This window comes from Curtobacterium sp. VKM Ac-2865 (assembly GCF_015350905.1).
GTDB lineage: Bacteria > Actinomycetota > Actinomycetes > Actinomycetales > Microbacteriaceae > Curtobacterium.
The window spans coordinates 125,304-145,030 of record NZ_JADKRZ010000003.1; the positions used below are offsets into that span (position 1 = coordinate 125,304).

The 19,727-nt window shown below is 72.0% G+C and carries 19 protein-coding genes; 8 read left to right on the plus strand and 11 right to left on the minus strand.

Features of this window, described 5'->3' with window-relative positions; genetic code table 11:
- Nucleotides 1-90 precede the first annotated feature (90 nt).
- On the plus strand, nt 91-2,655 hold the full coding sequence (locus ITJ54_RS09440) for a helix-turn-helix transcriptional regulator (protein ID WP_194627668.1): 2,565 nt from the start codon (nt 91-93) through the stop codon (nt 2,653-2,655).
- A gap of 449 nt (nt 2,656-3,104) precedes the next feature.
- Here ITJ54_RS09440 and ITJ54_RS09445 read toward each other — a convergent pair whose 3' ends face one another.
- On the minus strand, nt 3,105-3,482 hold the full coding sequence (locus ITJ54_RS09445) for a sterol carrier family protein (protein WP_194627670.1): 378 nt from the start codon (nt 3,480-3,482) through the stop codon (nt 3,105-3,107).
- A 57-nt stretch (nt 3,483-3,539) separates the two neighbouring features.
- Between ITJ54_RS09445 and purD the strand changes: the two genes are divergently transcribed.
- Complete coding sequence (gene purD, locus ITJ54_RS09450; RefSeq protein ID WP_194627672.1) at nt 3,540-4,808, plus strand: phosphoribosylamine--glycine ligase; 1,269 nt, start codon at nt 3,540-3,542, stop codon at nt 4,806-4,808.
- The gene (locus ITJ54_RS09455) at nt 4,805-5,683 is read left to right on the plus strand and encodes a phosphoribosylaminoimidazolesuccinocarboxamide synthase (protein ID WP_194627674.1); all 879 of its coding nucleotides are present in this window, start codon (nt 4,805-4,807) and stop codon (nt 5,681-5,683) included. Before purD ends, ITJ54_RS09455 begins: the two co-directional genes overlap by 4 nt.
- A gap of 547 nt (nt 5,684-6,230) precedes the next feature.
- On the opposite strand, the gene ITJ54_RS09460 is transcribed toward ITJ54_RS09455, so the two are convergent.
- Nucleotides 6,231-7,433, minus strand: a complete 1,203-nt coding sequence (locus ITJ54_RS09460; RefSeq protein ID WP_194627677.1) for a SpoIIE family protein phosphatase — start codon at nt 7,431-7,433, stop codon at nt 6,231-6,233.
- A gap of 107 nt (nt 7,434-7,540) precedes the next feature.
- On the opposite strand from ITJ54_RS09460, the gene ITJ54_RS09465 reads away from it, so the two are divergent.
- Entirely contained in the window at nt 7,541-7,861 is a 321-nt protein-coding gene (locus ITJ54_RS09465; protein ID WP_194627679.1) for a hypothetical protein, read from the plus strand.
- Between the two features lie 32 nt (nt 7,862-7,893).
- On the opposite strand, the gene ITJ54_RS09470 is transcribed toward ITJ54_RS09465, so the two are convergent.
- Nucleotides 7,894-8,763: a helix-turn-helix transcriptional regulator gene (locus tag ITJ54_RS09470; RefSeq protein ID WP_194627681.1), complete on the minus strand. Its 870-nt coding sequence runs from the start codon at nt 8,761-8,763 to the stop codon at nt 7,894-7,896.
- Nucleotides 8,764-8,868: 105 nt separating this feature from the next.
- Here ITJ54_RS09470 and ITJ54_RS09475 point away from each other — a divergent pair, with 105 nt between their 5' ends.
- The gene (locus ITJ54_RS09475) at nt 8,869-9,738 is read left to right on the plus strand and encodes a VOC family protein (RefSeq protein WP_228509054.1); all 870 of its coding nucleotides are present in this window, start codon (nt 8,869-8,871) and stop codon (nt 9,736-9,738) included.
- A gap of 162 nt (nt 9,739-9,900) precedes the next feature.
- Here ITJ54_RS09475 and ITJ54_RS09480 read toward each other — a convergent pair whose 3' ends face one another.
- Genes ITJ54_RS09480 through ITJ54_RS09500 form a run of 6 tightly spaced genes read right to left on the minus strand, consistent with a single transcriptional unit; the run spans nt 9,901 to nt 14,135 of the window.
- A complete protein-coding gene (locus ITJ54_RS09480; protein ID WP_194627683.1) occupies nt 9,901-10,974 on the minus strand; it encodes a hypothetical protein in 1,074 nt (357 codons plus the stop codon).
- Between the two features lie 29 nt (nt 10,975-11,003).
- Nucleotides 11,004-11,606 (minus strand): ABC transporter ATP-binding protein, encoded by a 603-nt coding sequence (locus tag ITJ54_RS09485; RefSeq protein ID WP_323741663.1) that lies wholly within the window; start codon nt 11,604-11,606, stop codon nt 11,004-11,006.
- The gene (locus ITJ54_RS17900; protein WP_228509056.1) at nt 11,597-12,652 is read right to left on the minus strand and encodes a peptidoglycan-binding domain-containing protein; all 1,056 of its coding nucleotides are present in this window, start codon (nt 12,650-12,652) and stop codon (nt 11,597-11,599) included. The genes ITJ54_RS09485 and ITJ54_RS17900 overlap by 10 nt, the downstream gene beginning before the upstream one ends.
- Complete coding sequence (locus ITJ54_RS09490; protein ID WP_194627694.1) at nt 12,649-13,206, minus strand: hypothetical protein; 558 nt, start codon at nt 13,204-13,206, stop codon at nt 12,649-12,651. Before ITJ54_RS09490 ends, ITJ54_RS17900 begins: the two co-directional genes overlap by 4 nt.
- Before the next feature lie 23 nt (nt 13,207-13,229).
- Entirely contained in the window at nt 13,230-13,805 is a 576-nt protein-coding gene (locus ITJ54_RS09495; RefSeq protein WP_194627696.1) for a hypothetical protein, read from the minus strand.
- Between the two features lie 51 nt (nt 13,806-13,856).
- Nucleotides 13,857-14,135, minus strand: coding sequence for a hypothetical protein (locus ITJ54_RS09500; protein WP_194627699.1), 279 nt, complete (start codon nt 14,133-14,135; stop codon nt 13,857-13,859).
- A gap of 109 nt (nt 14,136-14,244) precedes the next feature.
- Between ITJ54_RS09500 and ITJ54_RS09505 the strand changes: the two genes are divergently transcribed.
- Nucleotides 14,245-14,811 (plus strand): GNAT family N-acetyltransferase, encoded by a 567-nt coding sequence (locus ITJ54_RS09505; RefSeq protein ID WP_194627701.1) that lies wholly within the window; start codon nt 14,245-14,247, stop codon nt 14,809-14,811.
- A 149-nt stretch (nt 14,812-14,960) separates the two neighbouring features.
- On the opposite strand, the gene ITJ54_RS09510 is transcribed toward ITJ54_RS09505, so the two are convergent.
- Together ITJ54_RS09510 and ITJ54_RS09515 are read right to left on the minus strand one after the other, a co-directional pair.
- The gene (locus tag ITJ54_RS09510) at nt 14,961-16,490 is read right to left on the minus strand and encodes a catalase (RefSeq protein ID WP_194627703.1); all 1,530 of its coding nucleotides are present in this window, start codon (nt 16,488-16,490) and stop codon (nt 14,961-14,963) included.
- A gap of 79 nt (nt 16,491-16,569) precedes the next feature.
- A complete protein-coding gene (locus ITJ54_RS09515; RefSeq protein WP_194627705.1) occupies nt 16,570-17,019 on the minus strand; it encodes a Fur family transcriptional regulator in 450 nt (149 codons plus the stop codon).
- A gap of 164 nt (nt 17,020-17,183) precedes the next feature.
- Between ITJ54_RS09515 and ITJ54_RS09520 the strand changes: the two genes are divergently transcribed.
- Nucleotides 17,184-18,485: an acyltransferase family protein gene (locus ITJ54_RS09520; protein WP_194627707.1), complete on the plus strand. Its 1,302-nt coding sequence runs from the start codon at nt 17,184-17,186 to the stop codon at nt 18,483-18,485.
- 128 nt (nt 18,486-18,613) lie between these two features.
- Complete coding sequence (locus ITJ54_RS09525) at nt 18,614-19,444, plus strand: cytochrome c oxidase assembly protein (protein WP_194628116.1); 831 nt, start codon at nt 18,614-18,616, stop codon at nt 19,442-19,444.
- The last annotated feature ends 283 nt before the right edge of the window (nt 19,445-19,727 follow it).

The window sequence follows — 19,727 nt, forward strand, 5'->3', positions numbered from 1 at the left end:
GGGGCCTGACGACCGACGCGGATCCGGGGGATGATGGACCGGCACCGATCGGTGTCCGACGTGTGGGGGTGACGCAGGATGGCCGGACCGATGCTGCCGGGACACCGGCGCAGCGCCGTGCCCGCGCGGATCGCCTGGCCCGTCATGCAGCGCCGTGAAGAGGACCGGGCCGTCGCCGTCGTCGCCGAGCACGGCACGAGCGTCGCGCTGGTGGGGGCACCCGGCCTCGGCAAGAGCACCTCCGCGGCGCGCGTCACCGACCGTGTGGCCCGCCGGGACAGCGCTGACCGGACACTCGTCGTGCCGATCACCGCCGTCGCCGCCGGCGCGACCATGCCGTTCAGCGCCGTGTCCGAACAGCTCGGCGACCTGCCCGCCGAACTGCTCGCCGACCAGGTCGGTGCCGAGCAGCGACTCCGGCAGGCTGCGGACGCCGTCGACCGCGACCTGCTGCTCCGGGTCGACGACGCCGACCACCTCGACGCGATCTCAGCCAGGTACGTCGCCTGGCTCGTCCGGAACCAGGGTGCACGGCTCGTGCTGACCTGCCGCGACTTCGCCGCGCTCGCCGAGCCGCTGCGCTCGCTGTGGCAGGACGACCTGCTCGAGCGGATCGACCTCGGTCCGCTCGACCTCAACGACACCGCGACGCTCATCGGCAACGCGCTCGGCGCACCGCTCGAGTCGGCGTCCGTGGAGCGCGTGCACCGGGCCACCGAGGGCAACCCGCTGTACCTGCGCGAGGTGGTGCGGGCAGCGCTGGCGTCCGGCGACCTCGACCACACCGCGTCCGGCTGGTACTGGCGCGGCCGGATCACCGCGTCGAACAGCCTCGCCGACATGTACCGGACTGAACTCGGCGCGCTGCCGGAGGACCTCCGCGACGTCGTCGACATCGTGGCGCTCGCCGACCCGATCCCGCTCTCCCGACTGCTCGGGCTGGTGGGTGGCGGGGACGTCGACCGGGTCGTCGCGCTCGGCCTCGTGCGGATCGACTCGCTCGCCGACGGCGCTCCCATCGTGCGGCCGTCGCACCCCCTGGTCGGCGAGGTCGTCCGGTCGCTCGTGCCCGTGGCCCGACGGACGACGCTGTTCGCCCGCGCCAACGCCTTCCGCACCGACCACCCCGCCGGCGCCGTCCCTGCCGCCCGGCTCCGCGCTGCGCTCTGGGCGATCGAGTGCGGGGTGCTCCCGCCGGTGCCGCAGCTGCTCGACGCCGCCCAGGTGGCCGGCCGCCTGCAGGAGCACGAGAGCGCCGTCGCCCTGAGCTCGGCCGCCCTCCGCGCCGACCTCAGCGCCGCCCAGCGGGTGGCCGCGCACTGCCTGCGCTCCCTCGCCCGCGGGTACAGCGCCGGGCGGGAAGCCGGTCGCGCCGACGCCGAGGCCGCGTGGGAGATCGCCCGCACCCGCCACGACGAGGTCCCCGACGCCGCCGTCATCGAGGCCTGCGAGACCCTGGCCAACATCCGGCAGTTCCACGACGACGACGTGCTGGCCGCCGTCGCGCTCACCGACGCCGCCACCGCGTTCGTGGGGCCGGAGGGCGTCGAACGGCTGCGCCTGCTGCGCCTGGCACACCTCGGCTGGGGTGGCGACTTCACCGGGGTCCGCGCCGAGGTCGAGCGCTCCGGCATCGTCAACGCCCCCACCGTGCCGATGTCGTTCCTCTGCATCGCACCGTGCGCCGTGATGGCCCTGGCGACCGGCGGACGGCTCGAGGACGCCATGGACCTCGGCCGGGCCGCCCTCGCGACCGCGACCGTGCACGTCGAGGAAGCACCGTGGAGCGTCGGCGAGCTCCTGTCCGTCATGCACCAGGTGCAGGTCTGGCGGGGCGACTACGACGACCTCATCACGCAGATCTCGGTGAAGCGCTCCAGCCCGTTCCTGAAGTACGACTTCACCCTCGAGCTCATCGGTGTCGGCAACCTGGCGATCGGGCAGCGCCGGTGGGACGACGCCGTCACCGCGTTCTCGGCAGCGTGCGAGCGCTACGCCGTGGCCGACCACGGCGGGTTCGGGGCGTACCCCTGGGCACGGCTGGCGATGGCCCTGGCGTCCGCCGGTCGGGCGGAAGAGGCGGGCGTCGCGCTCGAGCGTGCGCGGAGCGTCCCTCCACGGGCCATGCGGATCACCGGCGAGCAGATCGCGATCTCGATCGCCTGGGCCGAGACCGCGCTCGGGAACCCCGCGGGGCTGCAGCGTGCGCACCAGGTCATCGAGCGAGCCACGGCCGACGGTGCCTGGACGAGCGTGATGTTCGGCGAGGTCCTGCTGTACGCCAACGACCTCATGAACGGGCGGGACCCGGCCGCGTCGATCGGACGGCTGCGCGCCGTGGTCGACCGGGTCGACGGGCCGATGGCCGCCGCCGTGCGCGAGTACGCCGACGCGGTGCTGGCCGGGGACGGCACCAGGACGATCGCCGCACAGGGAGCGCTCGCCGCGCGGGGCATGTACGTGACGGCGAAGCGCTCGCGACCGCCGCTGACCCGTCGGGAGTACGAGGTCGCCGAGCTCGCGGCCGAGGGCCTGTCGAACCGGTCCATCGCGGAGCAGCTCGGGTTGTCCGTCCGGACGATCGACGCCCACATGTCGCGGATCTTCGCGAAGTGGGACCTGCACGCGCGGTCGGAGTTGGCGGACCTGGTCTGAGGCCTGGGCTGCACTGCGCAGCGCGGTGCTGGGTTGGGCTGGTGCAGCGCGGGGCGGGGCTGGGCTGGGCTGGGCTGGGCTGCGCGAGGCAGGGCGGTGCAGCGCGGGGCAGTGCCGGCGCCGCGCTCCGTGCCACCGGCGGCTTGGTGGACCGCCGGCGGGACGGGAGCGCTCCACCCGTCCGGGCGCGACAGAATCCGCAATCGGGTTGCGGAATGCAGCACGCCACGCCGGATGGTTGACACGGAACGACGGTTGTCGCGTACCGTGGGCGTTGTCGCCGGGTTCGGACCCGTTCGGGTCGGGTCCGAATCCCGGCGACTTCCACGGTACGGCTGCGGTAGCAACGGCCACATCGGTAGGCACTACCTAATTCGATCCCCCCGGGTACCGGGAGCGTGGTCGTCAGTCGACGGGAGTGCGACCGTCAGTCGACGGGAGTGCGGCCGTCAGTCGACGGGCTCGAGTCCGTGCGTCCGCACGGGCAGGAACGACGCCAGGTCCGCTCGGGAACCAGAGGCGCTGACGCGCACGGCGGCGGTCGGGTCGTCCCAGCGGAGCGTCCCCGTCGCGAGCGCGATCCACGTCGCCGCGTCCGTCTCGATGACGTTCGGCGGGGTCCCGCGGGTGTGGCGGGGTCCGGGCACGGCCTGCACGGCGGCGAACGGCGGCACGCGCACCTCGACGCTGTTGCCGGGCACGTCCTCGGCGAGCCGCTGGAGCGTCCACCGCACGGCCATGGCGACGAGCGGTCGTTCCGTCGCACCCTCGACGACGGCGCGCAGTGCGGCTGCGCCCTCGGCGTCGTCGATCGTCCTGCCCGGCATGTCCACAGGCTAGCCGGTGCACCCCAGCCGAGCGCCGTGGCTCGGTAGGGTGATCGGGTGCGAATCCTCGTCCTCGGTTCCGGTGCCCGCGAGCACGCGATCATCACGGCGCTCCTGGCGGAGCAGGCCGGCCACGTCATCACGGCCGCGCCCGGCAACGCCGGCATCGCCGCCGACGTCGAGACCGTGTCCCTCGACCCCACGAACGGTCCGCTCGTCGCCGAGTACGCGCTCGAGAACGGTGTCGAGCTCGTCGTCGTCGGCCCGGAAGCCCCGCTGATCGCCGGTGTCGCCGATCCCCTTCGCACCCGCGGCATCCCGGTGTTCGGCCCGGGCAAGGCCGCCGCCGCGCTCGAGGGCTCGAAGGCCTTCGCGAAGCGCATCATGGCCGAGGCCGACGTCCCGACGGGCAGGCCGCTCTCCGCCGGCACGCTGGACGAGGCCATCGCCGCGATCGACGAACTCGGAGCGCCCTACGTCGTCAAGGCCGACGGGCTCGCTGCCGGCAAGGGCGTCCTCGTGACCGACGACCGACAGGCCGCCGTGGACCACGCCACCTACTGGCTGCAGCACGGCCCCGTCGTGGTCGAGGAGTTCCTCGACGGCGAAGAGGTCTCCTTGTTCTTCCTCAGCGACGGCCACGACGTCCGCGCGCTCAGCCCGGCAGAGGACTACAAGCGCCTGGGCGACGGTGACGTGGGGCCGAACACCGGCGGGATGGGTGCCTACTCCCCGCTGCCGTGGCTCGCCGACCGCTGGGGCTCCGAGCAGGCCTTCGTCGACGAGGTCACCGACCTGGTCGCGCTGCCCACGGTCCGCCGCCTCGAGCACGAGGGCACCCCCTTCGTCGGGCTCCTCTACTGCGGGCTGATCGTGACCGAGCAGGGCGTGCGGGTCATCGAGTTCAACGCCCGTTTCGGCGACCCGGAGACCCAGGTCGTGCTCCCCCGCCTGGCCACACCGCTCAGTGCGCTCCTGCTGGCAGCGGCGAGCGGCCAGCTCGGCGGCACCCCCGCGCCGGCGTTCCACGACCAGGTCGCGGTGACCGTCGTCCTGGCGAGCGAGGGCTACCCCGACAACCCGCAGACCGGGCGACCGATCACCGGTGTCGACGCCGCCAACGCGCGCGAGGGCGTGTCCGTCCTGCACGCAGCCACCGGCGTGCTCGACGGGGAGCTCGTCGCGACGGGCGGCCGCGTGCTCAGCGTCGTCGCGACCGGGTCCGACTTCACCGAGGCCAGGGACCGCGCCTACGCCGGCCTGCACGACATCACCCTGCCGGGTGCCCAGTTCCGCACCGACATCGCCACGAAGGTCACCCGATGAACGCCGCACCCCACGTCGACGGCTGGAAGCACGTGTCGTCCGGCAAGGTCCGCGAGCTCTACGTCCCTGCCACCACCGCGGACGTCGCCGGTGCCACCGAGCTGCTCCTGGTGGCCTCGGACCGCGTCAGCGCCTACGACTTCGCCCTCGAACCACCGATCCCCGGCAAGGGCGAGCTCCTGACGCGCCTGTCCCGCTTCTGGTTCACCCAGCTCGGTGACGTCCCGAACCACCTGCTCGGTCCGTCGGCCACCACGACCCCGGTGCCCTCCGACGTCGCGACGCGGTCCATGCACGTGATGCCACTGCGCATGTTCCCGGTCGAGTGCGTCGTCCGCGGCTACCTCTCCGGCAGCGGCTGGGCGGAGTACCAGGAGTCGGGCAGCGTGTGCGGCGTGCCGCTCCCCGCCGGGCTCTCCGACGGCGACCGACTGCCCGAGCCGATCTACACGCCGGCGTACAAGGCGCCGCAGGGCGAGCACGACGAGAACATCTCGTTCGAGCGCACCGAGGAGCTCGTCGGCGCTGAGGTCGCTGCGACCCTCCGCGACCTCTCGCTGCACGTGTACTCCGAGGCTGCCGCCATCGCCCTGCAGCGCAGGGTCATCATCGCGGACACGAAGTTCGAGTTCGGACACGACACCTCCGGGCAGATCCGCATCGGGGACGAGGTCCTGACGAGTGACTCCAGCCGGTACTGGGACGCCTCCTCGTACGACGCCGGCAACCGCACCGACTCCTTCGACAAGCAGATCGTGCGCAACTGGCTCAGCGCGCACTGGGACCGCCAGGGCACGCCGCCGGTGCTCCCTGACGAGATCGTCGAGCGCACGGCGGCCCGGTACCGCGAGCTCATCGAGCGCCTCGGCGCCTGACGCCCGAGCCGCACCGTGCGAGGTGTCTCGCGCGGTGCGAGGTCGTGCACCCCCGCACCGTACGAGGTGTTCCGCCCGGTGCGAGGTCGTGCACCCCGTGCGGCGTGTCAGCCTCGCACCGCGTGCCCAACGCCGCACCGCGCGAAACCGCACCGCGCGCGTGCCGATGGAACCCGAGCGGTCACGACGCCCCGCTCACGTCCGCCGAGTGGTCACGTCCTGTCGTTCCACGCCCCCGCACACGACAGAACGCGACCACTCACCGTCGCGCAGCGACAGGACGCGACCACTCGGCGACCCGGCGCCGTCGCGCAGCGACGACACCCGACCGCTCGGCGGGCGACAGTGCGGCCCTGAGCCGGCTCCGCGCCGGACTGGAGGCTCGGCGCACGTGGTGAGCACAGCCTCCAGTCCGGCGGTCGCCAGCTCCAGGACGGCCGCACCGTGCGCGCTTTCCCGGCCGGTGCGTGGTTGCGCACCCCGTGCGCCGCGTCAACCTCGCACCGAGTGACCGACGCGGCACCAGAGCGGCGCGCCTAGCCCCGGGTCAGCCTTCGCGCGCGATGACCACGACCGTCAGGTCGTCACCCGGGTCGTGCGTTCGGGCACGGGCACGGACGCGCTCCAGGAAGGACGCGGTGTCCGTCGCCTTGCGGTAGAGCCCGCCGAGCCGCGAGAGCGACGCGAGCGTGGAGTCCCACAGCTCGAGCGCGCCGTCGCTGACCACGATGAGGGTGTCACCCGGCTCGAGCAGCAGGGATCCGCTGTTCCGGGGCAGCCCGACGGGGTGCAGCCCGAGCGGCAGGTCGAGCGAGCGGTGGATGGTCTCGGTGCCGTCGGCGTGCAGCTGCAGCACGAGGCCGTGTCCGGCGTCGACGAAGTCGAGGTGTCCGGTCGCCGGGTCGAGGCGTCCGTGGAAGAACGTGGCGAAGGACTCGGCGCGGCCGAGGTCGGGCGCGACCTGCCGCTCGAGCGCCGCGACGGCGACCGCGGGCTGTTCGTCGCCGCGGGCGAGGACGGCGCCGCGGATGCCCGCGCCGAGGAGTCCGGCCGACATGCCCTTGCCCATCACGTCGGAGACGGTCACCACGAGGGCGTCGCCGGACCGGTGCCAGTCGTGGAAGTCGCCGGAGACCACGCCGTGCGGGACGGACATGCCGTCGACGCGGTAGCCGGGCACGTCGACGGGGTCGGGCTCGAGTCCGGTGAGCACGGAGCGCAGGCGGTCCTCGTCGGCGCCGGCGGCGAGCTCGCGTTCGGCCCAGGTGCCGAGCTCCCGGAGCAGGGCGACGTCGTCGGGGCCCAGCGTGCGGGGCTGCTGGTCGATGAGGCACAGCGTGCCGACCTTGACGGCGTCGGAGCCGAGGCGCAGCGGGACGCCGGCGTAGAAGCGGACGTTCGGGTCGCCGGTCACCATCGGCATGTCGCGGAAGCGGTCGTCGTCGAGCGCGTCGGGCACGAGCACGGCGCCCGGTTCAGTCATGGTCCGGCCACAGAAGGTGTCCCGCAGCGGGATGGGACCGGTGAAGACCTCGTCGCTCTGCTGCGACTTGATGACGAGGTGGTCCTCGTTCGCGAGGTTGAGGAAGGAGCCGGAGACGCCGAAGGCCTCTCGTGCGATGCGGGTGATCCGCTCGAAGCGTTCCTCGGCCCCGCCCTGCACGACGTCGAGGGCGGCGAGGAGCGCAGCCCGCTTCGCTGCGTCCGGACGGGACGTCGGTTGCACGCTCGTCCCGGTCCCGACTGTCATGCCTCCACGCTAGCGCGCCGATCGGACATCGCCTGTCCCCCCATCTGAGGACTCCTGCCCCCAGTAGGCGGGTCAACCGGGTCGGGTCACCGTCGTAGGCTTATCACGTGATCCGTCGCTCTGCCACCGTGCTCGTCGTCGGCCTCGTGGCGGCGCTGACGTTGTCCGGCTGCGGCGCCCAGGACTCCACCGGCCGCATCACCGTCACGGTGTCGCAGAACGAGGCCGAGCACCAGTACCGGGTGGAGGTCCTCATCCCGAACGGGCGCACCGCCGCGCAGCAGCGCGCGTTCCCCGGCGACACCCTGCGCTTCGCGGGCATCGCCGTGGGGAAGGTGACGGTCCGTGCGAACGACCTCTGCACCCAGACGGCGATGATCGAGAGCGGCAAGGTGACCGACGTCACGCTGACCTCGATCGGCTGCTGAGCCCGACGCCGCCGCTGCGTCGGCACCCCGGCTCAGTCGCGGTGGCTGCGGCCTGACCCGGCCCGGTCGACCGTCTCGTGCGGGCTCTCACCGAACCGGTCGCGGTAGCTCGCCGCGAACCGACCGAGGTGCATGAACTGCCAGCGCCGTGCCGCGTCCTGCACGGTGACGACGCCGCGAGCCGGCCGCGCCTGGAGGTCCAGGTGCACACGGTCGAGTCGGACCTCGCGCAGGTACCGCATCGGCGTGACGTCGAGTGTCCGCCGGAACAGGTCCTGGATGCCGCGCTCGCTGAGCCCGGCCGCCACGGCGATGTCCCCGACGGTGATGTCGTCCGCCGCCTGGTCGTGCACGAACCGGACGGCCCGCCGCAGCCGGTTCTCGACGTCCGCCCGCGAGCGCGTGAACGTCGACAGCACGACCTTCGCCACCCGGCGGTTCACGCCCTGGCGGTCGGCCTGGGGCAGGTCGGGGTCGAGGATCTGCGCGGTCACCTCGCGCAGCAGCGCCCGCAGCGGTTCGAGTCGGATGTCCGAGGCCTCGGGCTGCACGAACTCCCACGGTTCGCCCGCGGCGCCGTCGTCGGAGGTCCGAGCAGCCACGGCGTCGAGGAACGCCGGCGTGAGGTGCAGCAGCGTCATCCGGGTGGCGTCGGTGTCGAACGCGTAGGCGACCGGCGCGGAGAGCATCACCGGTCGGCCGGGTCCGACCTCCCACCGGTCGCCGGTGTCGGCAGTCACGACGGCGTGCCCGTCCGACAGCCAGAACAGCACGTGCGCGGGACGGGGTCCGATCGTGCCGGTCTGCGGTCCGTTCGTCCCGATCCGGTGCACGGAGACGTCGTCGTCACCGCCCGTGCGGTACTCGAAGGGCGTTCCCGCCGTGCCCTCGGTCTCCGTCACGCGAGAACGGTACCGCGACGTGAGGGTCTGTCCATGGTGGTCCACGCCCGCGCGTCGCGTCTCCATTTGGTTGACGCGTCAACCAAATGGACGGAGACTGGAGCCATGCAGACCCAGGACCTCCTCGCCGCCGACACGGGCATGGGCGCCGTCACCCTCCGCGTGGCCGACCTCGACCGGATGATCGCCTACTACCGCGACGGCGTCCTGCTCACGCTCCTGTCGAACACCGGCGGCGTCGCCGTGCTCGGACGCGGCACCACGCCGGTCGTGGTGCTCGAGCACGCGCCGGAGCTGGCACATGCCGGAGCGCACGAGGCCGGCCTCTTCCACACCGCCGTCCTGTTCGACACCCGCGCCGACCTGGCCGCGGCGCTGTACTCGGTCGCGACCAGGTACCCGCAGACGTTCACCGGCAGCGCGGACCACCTCGTCAGCAACGCCTTCTACTTCACCGACCCCGAGGGCAACGGCGTCGAGCTGTACTGGGACCGCGACCGCACGGAGTGGTCGTGGACGCACGGCATGGTCGACATGGACACGAAGTACGTCGACCCGAACGCGTTCCTGCAGGAGCACCTGACGTCGACCGGACTGTCCGACGCCGGAGCACGCCCGGCCCGGGTGGGACACGTGCACCTGTCCGTCGGTGACGTCGCGAGTGCGCGGGCGTTCTACGTCGACCAGCTCGGCTTCGCCACCACCGCGGGCTTCGGCGAGGCCCTGTTCGTCAGCGCCGGCGGCTACCACCACCACATGGCGATGAACACGTGGAACTCCCGCGGCGCCGGGCGCCGGCAACTCGCGCTCGGGCTGGGACTCGTGCGCATCGAGGTACCGGGCGTCGACGACCTGGGCGCGCTGACCGCCCGGATGCGGGACCACGGTGTGCAGACGGCCGACGACGGGCGCACGGTCGCGTTCGAGGACCCCTGGGCGAACCGCATCGAGGTCACGGCGCCCGGGCGCGGGTGACCCTGCTGCGCTGACGCGGGTGAGCTGCTCGGGTGCGCGGCTCGCACCGTGCGCGGTCCCTCAGCTGGTGCGGGGTTCTCCACGTGGTGCGGCGCTGGTCCGGCGCACGGAGTGCGCAACCTCGCACGGGAGGCTCGGCCCGCCTCCGGCTCGACGCTCACCTCACCGGGTCCGGAAGTAGCGGTGCAGAGCCCGTTCCCGGACGAGGGTCACGCCGACGACGCCGCCCGCCACGGCTCCCAGGAACCCCAGCGTGCACAGGACGACCGCGTGGACCACGATGGGCCACGCATCGGCGTCCGGCAGCCCACGCACCAGGACGACTGACGCTGCCACGGCCAGTGCGGCACCGACGGACGCCCACGCTCCGTGCTGGATCCCGATGCCCAGCGCCTGCGCGCCGATGGTCACCCCGACGTGCCGGTCGGATGCGGTCGACAGTCGTCGACGGATGACTGCACCGATGCCCACCACCAGGCCGATGCCGAGCACCACGGCCTCGGTTGCCCCGCTCGGTGGCGGTGCCGTCGGCGTGAACGTGGTGCCGGACCGCGGGTTGAGCTGCCCGAGGGTCGATCGGGCATCGTCCTCGGCACCGGTCGACGGCAGCAGGGTCCGTCGGAGTCCCGCGAGTGCGGTGTCGTCCTCGGGCCAGATCGTCGCCCAGCAGGCGTCGAACGGGGTGCCGTCGTCGATCGCGGGGGCGAGCACCGCGTACGCCAGGTCCGGGTCGCGGCCGTCGTCCGGCCAGGCATACACACCGGCTACCGGCACCGTGCCCTGGGCAGCCTCGATGCGCTGGCCGGGCTCGACGCCGAGCGTGTCCGCGACCTCGGCCGAGGCCACGACGCCGGACCCACCGACGACGCCCTCGACGCCGACCACGGCAGCGAATCCGCCCGAGACCTCGTAGGTCGGGACGGACGTACCCGGCAGTGCTGCGACGACCAGCCCGTCCTCGACCCGACGCACCGCCCCGGACGCGAGGACGGACCCATCGTCGGCGAGCGCTGCGCAGGCGGTGCCGTCGATCCGCCCGTCGGCGGTGAAGACCTGTGTCGCCGCGCCGGACGTGACGAACCTTGCGGCGGCGCGGACGTCCTCCGCGGTCGACGCCGTGCGCAGTCCGACGACCCCGGCGAGGAGCACCGCGAGGACGAGCGCGCACGTCACGGCGGCTCCGGCCCCCGTCGCGAGGTCCCGCCAGGCTTCGCGGACCACCTCCGCCGTGCGCATCCGACTCCGCCGTGACACCTGCCGATCGGTCACCGGAACTGCCCCAGGTCGAGGACGTCCCCGCAGGCGGCGCGGGTGGCGTCGTCATGGGTCGCGACGACGACCGTGGTGCCCGTTGCCGCGAGCTCCCCGATGGCGTCGTTCACCTCGGCAGCGGTCGCCCGGTCGAGCTGCGCCGTCGGTTCGTCGACCAGCATCAGCGTCGGAGCGGACACCACACCACGTGCGAGCATGAGCCGCTGCGCCTCCCCGCCGGAGAGCTCCCGGAACCGCGCCGACGCCCGTCGCGCCAGGCCGAAGCGCTCGAGGACCTCCGTGGCTCGGTCGTCCGCTGCGCGACGGGTCAGCCCCCGCGCGAGCAACGGCAGCGACACGTGGTCCAGAGCCGACCGACGGGCGACGCCGTGCGGGTTCTGGAACACCCACAGCACCTCGGCACCGGTCGGCAGCTCCACGGTTCCGGCCGTCGGCACCAGCATCCGGGCGAGGACCGCGAGCAGGGTCGACTTGCCCGCCCCACTCGGCCCCACCAGCGCCGTCACCGATCCCTCCTCGAAGACCCACTCGACGTCACGGAACAGCTCCGTGCCGCCAGGCCAGCGGTGCCCGACCGCGTGGAGCGTCACCGGCACGATTGCCCACGCTCCGGCGTCGCGCGGACTCGGTCCAGGGTGTCGCCTGAGTCGAGCCGCACGAAGGACTGCCCGAGCTCCGACCCGACCACCTCGACGAGGAGCGGCTGCCCCTCGGCCGGTTGGACGCATGCATGGTCGTCGCGCACGTCCCACAGCGCCGTCGGCGGGACGACCCGGACCTCGAGCGGGTCCCGCAGCGACCACGACCCGGACAGGCTCGGTACACCGTCGGCCGACGCAACCGTGGCGGCGTACTCCGGCAGCGCCCCGATGGCAGCGAGGTCGGACTGCCCGGTGACGACTCCGCGCTCGTCGACGTCGGCCTGTACCTGCCCGAGGAGGACTCGGCGAGCACCTGCCACGGCGTCACCCGGGAGCTGCTCGACTCTGGCGCTCCGCAGCTCGGCGGGCAGTTCCACCAGCACCCCGTCAGCACCGACCGGAGCCCCGACGACCGCGGTGCACGTCCTGACCGTGGTCTCGGCGGAGGGGATCCACGCGAACGCCGACCGCTCGATCGTGTCGTCGGTCACGTCGTCGCGCGTGAAGCCGTGCGCGAGGAGGAAGCTCTGCGCGGCTCGCAGTGTCCGCGCGCCGACGATCCCGTCGACCGTGACCGGCACCCCGAGTCGCGCGAGCTCCTGCTGCAGCCCGCGGACGTCATCCCCGCGGTCGTCGACAGCGAGGTCGCGGTACAGCGGGGTCCCCGTCGCCATGGCGATCACCGGGCGGTCGTCCACCCGGGCGATCGCAACACCGCTCCGCAGGACCCCGCCCGTCGTGCACGACGACGCCGTGACCGTCCCCAAGCGTGTCGTGACGACCGCGCGAGGCGCACCGGTGTCGAGCGCCAGCTGCACCTGGTGCTCGTCGGCGTCCGACCGTTGCGTCACGGCAACGTTGGCAGCCGGGGTCGCGGTCGCGAGGGCCGCCGGTGGGTCGACCGGGAGCGCCACGACGACGCCCATGGCCGCTGCCGCCGCGACGAGCAGGCTGCCGAGAGCGATGAGCGGCCCAGAGACGGCACCCCTCCCCCGGCTCATCCGTCCCGCCAGAGTCCGAGCGGATCGAGCCGGCACTGGATCGCTTCAGCCGCCCACTCGTCGTACGAGTACTTCCCGGTCTCGTCCTCCGACCGCCATTTCCGCTCCGTGTAGTCCTCGCCGACCAGTCCCGCCGCATGGAGGCACTTCACGGTGATCGTGGCGTCGTCCTGCTTCTGCGGGTTCCGCCGCACCTGGTTGTGGAGGTACGAGACGTCGTGGTCGAAGCGCGCCGAGCACGACCGCAAGAACCCGCTCACCGTGTCGATGCTCTCGATCTGACCATGCAGTGGATCTGCTTCGGCGGTGCCGTCATCCGCCTGCTCGTACCGGTACCCGTGGTCGCGCATGCATGCGCTTGTCCGTTGCTGAGCGTCCGCCCGCTCCGCGGCGGTGATCACACCGTCCTCGAGTATCCGGTCCTGGTAGGGGCTGCCGACAGCGTCAGCGAACTCCTGCGCCCACGGGCCTGCGGCTTCGAACCCCGTGGTCGACCGTGCTGATGGTTCCTCCTGCGCGCAGCCAGTCCCCAGAAGTGAGACCGCGAGCAGCACTGCCGCAGCACAGCCTTGCCGGCTCATCGGTCCCGCCAGAGTCCGAGCGGATCGAGGTCGCACTGCTGGGCGCGCGGGTCGGAGTCGTTGAACGAGAAGACTCCGCTGTCGTACTCGGACTGCCACTTCCGTTCTGTGTAGGCCTTGCCGACGATGCCAGCCTTGCGGAGACAGGCGACGGTGATCTTCGCCTCGTCCTGCTTCTCCGGGTTGCGCCGTGTCTCTTGGAAGAGCATGGTCACGTACTCGTCGTACCGCTTCTCGCAGGCTTCGAGCACCGCGTTCGTCCGGGTCATGTCATTGCTCGGCGATGCGCCGCGCAGACTGCCGATCTCGAAACCGCCATCGGCGCTGTAGGTGATCGTGTAACCGAAGTCTTCAAGACACCGACTGATGCGGTCGTGGGCATCCTCGACCTCGGCAGTCGTGACCTGCCCATCGGAGAGGATGCCCGCTTCGTAGTCAGAGACACCATGTGCGAGCGCGTCCCGGAAGTCCTCGGCCCAGGGCCCTGCATGCTCCAACGAGGCGTCGTCAGTGCTCCTGGCCGCATTCGAGCTCTTGTCAGCGGAGCAACCCGCGAGCAGCAGCGAGACCACGGCCGCGGCTGCGAGGACCGCCTCGGCGCGGCAGTGCTCCCGACGCCGCATCTACCTGGCCGTCATCCCGTAGGAGACGACGTTCGCCCAGCAGGCATTCTGCTGCGACCACTTCCCCTTGCCGACCCAGGCGCCGTACTTGGCGTTGGAGTTCTTGATGGCGTCCCAGTGGCGCGCGGACGAGCAGGTGTTGTTCTTCCCCTTCCAGATGCTGACTGACCCGTAGCACGCCGCGGCCTTCGCCTCCGGCGCCTTCGCGATGTCCAGCGCGATGCCACCACTGACGACCGTGCCGATGACGGCTGCTCCGAGCACGAACTTCGAGATCATGGTTCTTCCTCCCCGTTGTTGTCCACGAACCCCTCGTGGTGATCGGTAACGTATTACCGGTCAGCACGTCAGCGCAACCCCTCGCAGCAGCCCCGTGCAGGATGGACGGATGAGCGACGACATCCGGTGGGAGGTGGTGGAGGAAAGCACGCTGACCCTCCCCGACCACGAGGCGATCGCGGCGATGCTGGGGCAGGCGTTCCCGGACTGGTCGCACTGGTTCGTGGGCGGGCGGAGCTGGTCCGGCATGCAGCCCGAGCGCCGCGTGCTCGCGCACGACGCCGACGGCGTGGTCCTGGCGCACGTGGGCATCCGGCGGATGTTCGTCACGGTCGGCGGCGAGGACGTCCTGGTCGGCGACACCGGTCTCGTTGCCGTCGCGCCCCGACTGCAGGGGACGGGCGTCGGCCGCGAGCTGATGACCCGTACCGACGCCGTGCTCGAGGGCCTCCACGTGCCGTACGGCTTCCTCGGCACGGGCGAGGACCGCGTGCCGTTCTACAGCCACGTCGGCTGGCACGAACTCCCCGGAGCGGTCGCCACCTTCAACGCCTTCACCGCCGAGGGCGCCGGCATCACCAACACGGAGCAGGGCGGCTGGATGGTGCGCCCGGTCACCGCAGCACTCGAGGACTGGCCGACGGGTCCCATCTGGCTGAACGGACAACAGGTCTAGCTCGAGGACTGGACAGGCAGTCCAACCCGGTCCCATCTGGCTCAACGGACAACAGGTCTAGTAGAACAGCGAACGACGCAACGAACGACAGACGGGAGGCACGGTGCCAGCTGGCACCGTGCCTCCCGTCTGCGTGGAGCGGCTGGGGCTTACGCCTGGACCGCGACCTTCTCCGGGTCCTCGTTCGATCCCGGCGCGCTCGGCGCGACCGCGGCGCGCACGCGCGCACCCAGGTCGGGGTCGACGTTGGTCCAGTACGCGAACACGCGCTCGCGCAGGTCGTCACGCGTCACCTTCGAGACGTGCCCGGCGATGTTGCCGACCAGGCGCTCGCGGGCGTCGTCGTCGAGGACCTCACGGTAGAGCGTGCCGGCCTGGCCGAAGTCGTCGTCCTCGGGGTGGAGCGTCGCGGCGGAGCGCTGCAGCGCGCCGTCGGACTCCCAGCCGGGGGCGTCGTCCGTGGCGGTCGGGTCGGCGTGCGCGCCACCGAGCGAGTTCGGCGCGTACACGGGGACCTCGGACTTCTGGAAGTCGAAGCGCATGGCGCCGTCCTTCGAGTACGAGTGCACCTCGTTCTTCGGGGCGTTCACCGGCAGCTGCGCGTGGTTCGTGCCGACGCGGTAGCGGTGGGCGTCCGCGTAGCTGAAGATGCGCGCGAGGAGCATCTTGTCGGGGCTGGCCGCGATGCCGGGGACGAAGTTCGAGGGCGCGAAGGTCGCCTGCTCGATCTGCGCGAAGTAGTTCTCCGGGTTGCGGTTGAGCTCCATCGTGCCGACCTCGATGAGGGGGTAGTCCGCGTGCGGCCACACCTTGGTCAGGTCGAACGGGTTGAAGCGGTAGCTGGCGGCGTCCTCGTACGGCATGACCTGCACCGCGAGTGTCCAGCGCGGGTTGTCGCCACGCTCGATCGCCTCGTGGAGGTCGCGGATGTGGAAGTCGGCGTCTTCACCGGCGATGCGGTCGGCGTCCTCCTGCGTCAGGGTCGCGTGGCCCTGCTCGGTGCTGAAGTGGTACTTCACCCAGAAGCGCTCGCCGTCGGCGTTGATCCACTGGTAGGTGTGCGACCCGAAGCCGTCCATGTGCCGCCAGCTCGACGGCAGGCCGCGGTCGCCCATCAGCCACGTGACCTGGTGCGCCGACTCGGGCGACAGGGTCCAGAAGTCCCACTGCATGTCGTGGTCGCGGAGGTGCGAGCCCGGCAGGCGCTTCTGCGAGCGGATGAAGTCGGGGAACTTGATGCCGTCGCGGATGAAGAACACCGGGGTGTTGTTGCCGACGAGGTCGTAGTTGCCCTCGGTCGTGTAGAACTTCAGCGCGAAGCCGCGGGGGTCGCGCCAGGTGTCCGGGGAGCCCTGCTCGCCGGCGACGCTGGAGAAGCGCGCGAGCATCTCGGTCTGCTGACCCGGCTGCAGGAACGCGGCACGGGTGAAGCGGCTGACGTCGTGCGTGACGGTGAAGGTGCCGAACGCACCGCCGCCCTTGGCGTGGACGACGCGCTCCGGGACCCGCTCGCGGTTGAACTGGGCGAGCTTCTCGACGAGGTAGTGGTCGTGCAGGGCGAGGGGGCCGTCGGCCCCGACACCCATCGAGTGCTCGTCGCTCGAGACGGGGGCGCCGCTGTTGGTCGTGGTGGTGGGCGTGCTGGACGGGGTGCCGGTCGGCGTGTTCTGGTCGGACACGGTTCCTCCTGGGATGGGGCTGGTTCGGACGGGGATGCTCGGGTGGCTCATGGGGTCGGACGTGGTGGCTGACGGTGGGTCAGGCGGGGACTGGCTCGACCTCGGCGTCGACGCGCTCGGCTGCGGCGCAGGCGTCGCAGATGCCCCAGTAGGTGACCTCGGCCGTGGTGACGGCGAAGCCGTGCGCGTCGGACGGCGTCAGACAGGGGGCGTGTCCGACCGCGCAGTCGACGTCGGCGATCGTGCCGCACATCGTGCAGACGATGTGGTGGTGGTTGTCACCGGTCCGTCGCTCGTAGCGCGCGGGGCTGCCGGCGGGTTCGATCCGCCGGACCAGTCCGGCGCCGGTCAGTGCTGCCAGGACGCCGTAGACCGCCTGGTGACTCGTCGTCGGCAGCTCGGCGGCGAGCGCGGTGACGATGTCGTCGGCCGTCGCGTGCGGCACGGATCCCGTCGCCCGGAGGACGGCGAGACGCGGGGTCGTGATACGGAGTCCGGCTGCGCGGAGCAGGTCTGCGTCGTCATCCATGAGGACCCCTTCTTTTGCAACGGTCAAGACAATGGCCACTGTAGCGTGATCCGCTGACACCTGCACGACCGCCGCATGCCGGAGCCGGAATACATGTGTCACGGTTCGGTCGCGATCAGCTGGGTCGACCCTGGGAACGCGCCATCGGCCAGTAGCGTCCGAGCATGTCCACGAAGAACGTGCAGGGGTCGCACTTCGCTCAGGACGCCCGGGGGACCATCGCACAGCGGGACCTGGTCGTCGACCTCATCCGGACGGCCTGCGTCGTCCTCGTCGTCGTCGTGCACGTCACGATGGTCGGAGTCGGGGTGAGCGACGCCGGCATCCGCGTGACGAGCCCACTGCAGGAGCTCGACTGGTACGTCGCAGCCACGTGGGTCGGCCAGGTGATGCCGCTCTTCTTCGTCGTCGGCGGGTTCGCCAGCGCCGTCGGGTGGCGGAGCACCCTCGCCCGCGGGGGCGGCGCCCGCGACTTCGTGTCGACCAGACTCGTCCGGCTGTTCCGTCCCGCGGTGCCGCTCTTCGCGGTGCTGACGATCGGGCTGGGCGTCGCCACCGTGGTCGGCACGCCCGCCGAGATGCTCGACGAGGTCGCGTTCGGGATCGGGGCACCGCTCTGGTTCCTGGCCGCCTACGGCATCACGCAGTGCTGCGTCCCGGTGATGGCGCGCCTGCACGAGCGCGCCCCGTGGTGGACGCTGGCCGGGCTGCTCGTCCTCGCTGCCGCGGTGGACGCCCTCCGCTTCGCCACCGACACCGCCGAGGTCGGCCTGCTCAACCTCGGCCCGGTGTGGCTCTTCGCCCAGCAGCTCGGCTTCCTCTGGGCGGACGGCTGGTTCGCCCGACGGTCACGACTGTCCCTGGCGCTCGTCGCCGTGGGTGCCTACGCCCTGCTCGTCCCGATGACGTCGATCGGGCTGTGGGCGCCGGACATGCTGCAGGACCTCAACCCGCCGATGCTGCCGCTCGCCCTGCTGGCCGTCGCGCAGGCGTGCCTGGTGCAGCTCGTCCACGCGCCGCTCACCCGGCTGATGCGGACCCGGGCGGCGCAGGGCACCGTCTTCGTGCTCGGCCGCGACGGCATGACGATCTACCTCTGGCACCTGCCGCTGTACATCGCCCTGAACGGCATCGGGCTGCTGGTCGGCCTGCCGTTCCCCACGCCCGGGTCGGCGACGTGGTGGGCGACCCGGCCGATCGCCCTCGTCGTCGTCCTGGCCGTCGCGCTCGGCGTGGCGCGGGGCCTCCGTCGGTCCGACCGCCCGCTCCCCCGCCTGGTGCCCGGGACCGACCGTCCGGCCTGGCCGGTGGTCGTCCTCGCCGCGTGCTGCACCATCGGTCCGGCGTTCGCGGTCATGCAGCTGCACCTGTCGCTCGGAGTCGCTCTCGTCGGGGCCGTGCTGGTGCCGGTCGGCGTGTGGCTGCTGTGTCGGACCGTCCCGGCGGTCGGCGTCCGGCGCGCCTGAGCCGGTTCTCACCGGATTCGACCGACCACTGCGGCCCCGCGGTCGCAGGATGATCCTGCAGCGCGATCCGCAGGAGGCCCACCACGCCGTCACCGTCCGAGTTCTGGAGCATCTGGCACGTCGACCCGCTGGCGCTCGCGCTCCTCGTCGTCGCGGCGGGCACCTACGGCTGGCTCGTCGTCGGCGCGCACCGTGCCGGCAGGCCGTGGCCCTGGTGGCGGTCGCTGTCCTTCGTGGGGGCGCTGGCCCTGTTCGCAGTGCTGCAGTTCGGCATCGTCGGTGTGTACGACCAGACGCTGCGGTGGGCGTTCGTGCTCCGCCTGGCACTGCTCTTCTTCGCGGTCCCCACGTTCGCCGCGTTCGCCGCGCCCGTCACGTTGCTCCGGACTGGAGGCCCGGCTCGCCTCGCCCAGGCCGCCTCCGCCGTCATGGGGTCGCGTCCGGTGCGCGTGCTCGGGACCGCGATCGTGTCGCCGCTGGTCGCCCTCGCGCTGTTCTGCCTGCTGCTGACACCCCTGTCGGCGGCGCTCCGCACGTCCTCGGTGGGTGCGGTCGCGATCACGGTCGTCGTGCCGGTGCTCGGGTTCGCCCTGCTCGCACCCCTGTCGGAGCCGGGCCTGCTGCGCTCGTCGACGTTCGTCACCGCCGAGTTCCTGCTCGCCTTCGTGGAGCTGATGCTCGACGCGATCCCCGGCATCGTGCTGCGGATCACGAACCACGTGCTCGACGGGGCGACCGTGATGGCGTCCGGTCCGGCGTGGTTCCCGTCGCCACTCCGTGACCAGCACCTGGCCGGGGACCTGCTCTGGTTCATCGCCGAGGTGGCCGACGTGCCCGTGCTCATCTCACTGTTCGTGCGGTGGCAGCGGACCGACCGCCGCGAGGCCCGCGACGTCGACGCCCTCTCCGACGAGGAGATGGACGCGCTCACCCGGGCGCACCTGGCGCGGCGGGACTGACGCGGGGACGGTCCGACCGACCCGACCAACTCGACCGGCCCGACCGACTCGACCGACCCGACCGACTCGGAACGACAAGGTCGCTGTCGTACGACGTCCACGTTGTCGCGCGCGCGTCGGGCCTCGGATCCACCGGGCCGTCTCCCGACTCAGAACGACAACGTGGCTGTCGTACGACGTCCATGGTGTCGTTCCGAGTCGGGGCTCGGTCCACGGGCGGGGCAGGAGGGGGCAGGCGCGGGGCTGTCGGGCGGATGCGGAGAGCCCCCGGCCACTGGCGTGG

What these genes read in the sequence shown, in the direction of transcription:
- ITJ54_RS09440 (WP_194627668.1), top strand. Translation starts at nt 91, where the DNA reads ATGCTGCCGGGACACCGGCGCAGCGCCGTGCCCGCGCGGATCGCCTGG.
- ITJ54_RS09445 (WP_194627670.1), bottom strand. Translation starts at nt 3,482, where the DNA reads ATGCCGGGCAGGACGATCGACGACGCCGAGGGCGCAGCCGCACTGCGC.
- ITJ54_RS09455 (WP_194627674.1), top strand. Translation starts at nt 4,805, where the DNA reads ATGAACGCCGCACCCCACGTCGACGGCTGGAAGCACGTGTCGTCCGGC.
- ITJ54_RS09460 (WP_194627677.1), bottom strand. Translation starts at nt 7,433, where the DNA reads ATGACAGTCGGGACCGGGACGAGCGTGCAACCGACGTCCCGTCCGGAC.
- ITJ54_RS09475 (WP_228509054.1), top strand. Translation starts at nt 8,869, where the DNA reads ATGCAGACCCAGGACCTCCTCGCCGCCGACACGGGCATGGGCGCCGTC.
- ITJ54_RS09480 (WP_194627683.1), bottom strand. Translation starts at nt 10,974, where the DNA reads ATGCGCACGGCGGAGGTGGTCCGCGAAGCCTGGCGGGACCTCGCGACG.
- ITJ54_RS17900 (WP_228509056.1), bottom strand. Translation starts at nt 12,652, where the DNA reads ATGAGCCGGGGGAGGGGTGCCGTCTCTGGGCCGCTCATCGCTCTCGGC.
- ITJ54_RS09500 (WP_194627699.1), bottom strand. Translation starts at nt 14,135, where the DNA reads ATGATCTCGAAGTTCGTGCTCGGAGCAGCCGTCATCGGCACGGTCGTC.
- ITJ54_RS09505 (WP_194627701.1), top strand. Translation starts at nt 14,245, where the DNA reads ATGAGCGACGACATCCGGTGGGAGGTGGTGGAGGAAAGCACGCTGACC.
- ITJ54_RS09515 (WP_194627705.1), bottom strand. Translation starts at nt 17,019, where the DNA reads ATGGATGACGACGCAGACCTGCTCCGCGCAGCCGGACTCCGTATCACG.
- ITJ54_RS09520 (WP_194627707.1), top strand. Translation starts at nt 17,184, where the DNA reads ATGTCCACGAAGAACGTGCAGGGGTCGCACTTCGCTCAGGACGCCCGG.